The sequence below is a fragment of the Bacillus sp. 05T31 genome, from assembly GCF_056396725.1.
In genome coordinates this window covers 1-1,853 of record NZ_JBFTMA010000799.1, presented here as the reverse complement: position 1 = coordinate 1,853, position 1,853 = coordinate 1, and the positions used below count along the sequence as shown (strand labels likewise).

Genomic DNA, 1,853 nt, shown 5'->3' with positions numbered 1-1,853 from the left:
CCGCTTAGCATCGATGTTTTTGTGGATAGTTTTACAGTAACGGATTTTTCATTGCTCAATCCGCAATTCCCCATTCACGTTCTAAAAAACTATTTACATAACAGTTCAACAATTGTCGGCGGATACTCGTATTATGATAGCTCGGCCAAATCCTTGAAAAATATTTCAGCCTTATATCCAAATTCCCATGAGCATATTTTACATCCAAAATACTTAGAAGAAAATTTATCAGTCAACGGATTTCAAATCACGCAAAGTGAAAATATCGGTTACTGTACAGATCCAGGACCTTATTTCGATTATCATGTAAGAGACGAAAAATTCCACATGCTCATGTATTTGGCTAATACGAAACAATAGCACAAAAAGYGCCATCACAAGTGACGGCGCTTTTTCTATGTAAGAGCTACTAGAAGGTACCCTTCTAGCCTACTCCCATTTATAAGTCCAAAACTGTTCAAGTTGCAGCCATTTTAATGTTGCTGCGTCTTTGTTTTTTATTTTTGCATGCGTTTCTTCTAGCATCGCTTCCGTTTGTGAACGATGCGCGCCTAGTGCAGCTAATTTATGTTCAAATACTTCACTAATATTATTTACAACATCCGGTTCACCGAGTACTGCTTCGCGATTTCTCGTAATCGCAACCGCATGAATGGCTGGACGTTCTTCTTTAGGCATACGTGATACAGCGCGAACTACAGCGCGGCCAAATGCATCATGATCCGGATGTACGCCGTGTTCTGGATAAAATGTAATAATTCGAGATGGATTTACTTCTTGAATAATCGCTTCGATTTTATCTGCAACAAAATCAACATCTTCAAATTCTAACGTTTTATCATGGAAACCGAGCATTCTTAAATCTTGAATTCCCATCGCTTCACATGCATCTTTTAATTCTTTTTCACGGATATTTGGAATCGTTTCACGGTTAGCGAACACATTTTTCCCCATGTTACGTCCCATTTGTCCAAGAGTACCGCATGCATACGTTACAGGTACTCCTTGATCTGTTAATAAGCGAATTGTGCCTCCCGCAGCAAATGCTTCATCATCTGGATGCGGAAATACAACAAGTACATGTCTCTCCATAAGTTTCCCTCCTTCTTACTTAAATGGCGTTAAGCTTAGCTCAAGCGCAACTGCTAAGCGGCCTTGATTATCATGCCCTGCTAATAATAAACGCTCTTTATCGTCTACTTCCCAGTGCGTAATGCCTTCTGCATATACCCAGCCATGATCCATTTTCAAACCAACTCGGTATGGATTTGTTCCAGTTATTTTCCCGCGCTCAAAGCGAATAATTGCATTTCGAATGAATGCTCCTACTGTCATCATCTTTTCATTAAAGTGTGACGCATACGCTCCATTCGTCGTTTCTAAATGAATATATACATCTTTATTTACAAAACGTTCAATTTCATTTTGAATAAGAGAACTATCTTTTACTATTTCCATCGGAATTCACCTCTTTAAACCATTTTACGCAAAAATAATGTAAATTGCTATCTCTATATTAGAGGACAACGCYCACTTTTCCTAATAATTTGCACTGTGTTTTTTWWWTTTTTTATATSATATGTARAAWTSAYRTTTTTTCCTTCACTTTGTTAAATRGTTTTCTTTCTTTTTTGAATTTGCTACAATATATTTTATCCCGTATTAATACAGCGAGATACATTTCGACAATTGAATACATACTTTAAAGAAGGTGACATGATTGGAACAATCAGCACATGAAGTAGCAAATTGGCAATATTATTTTACAATTGCCGTATTTTTAGTCACGTACGGTTTTATTATTTCTGAGAAATTGAATCGTGCTGTCATCGCACTATTCGGTGCTGCTATTA

At 37.0% G+C, this 1,853-nt stretch carries 2 protein-coding genes and 1 pseudogene; 1 reads left to right on the top strand and 2 read right to left on the bottom strand.

From position 1 onward, the window contains the following. Positions 1-360 (top strand): annotated as a pseudogene (locus AC1DJR_RS28425) (MerR family transcriptional regulator); the annotation flags it as partial. Positions 361-429: 69 nt separating this feature from the next. Here the strand turns inward: AC1DJR_RS28425 and bshB2 are convergent. Next, complete coding sequence (bshB2, locus tag AC1DJR_RS28420) at positions 430-1,092, bottom strand: bacillithiol biosynthesis deacetylase BshB2 (protein ID WP_000439465.1); 663 nt, start codon at positions 1,090-1,092, stop codon at positions 430-432. A 15-nt stretch (positions 1,093-1,107) separates the two neighbouring features. Next, positions 1,108-1,458: a YojF family protein gene (locus AC1DJR_RS28415; protein WP_000407039.1), complete on the bottom strand. Its 351-nt coding sequence runs from the start codon at positions 1,456-1,458 to the stop codon at positions 1,108-1,110. Between the last annotated feature and the right edge of the window lie 395 nt (positions 1,459-1,853).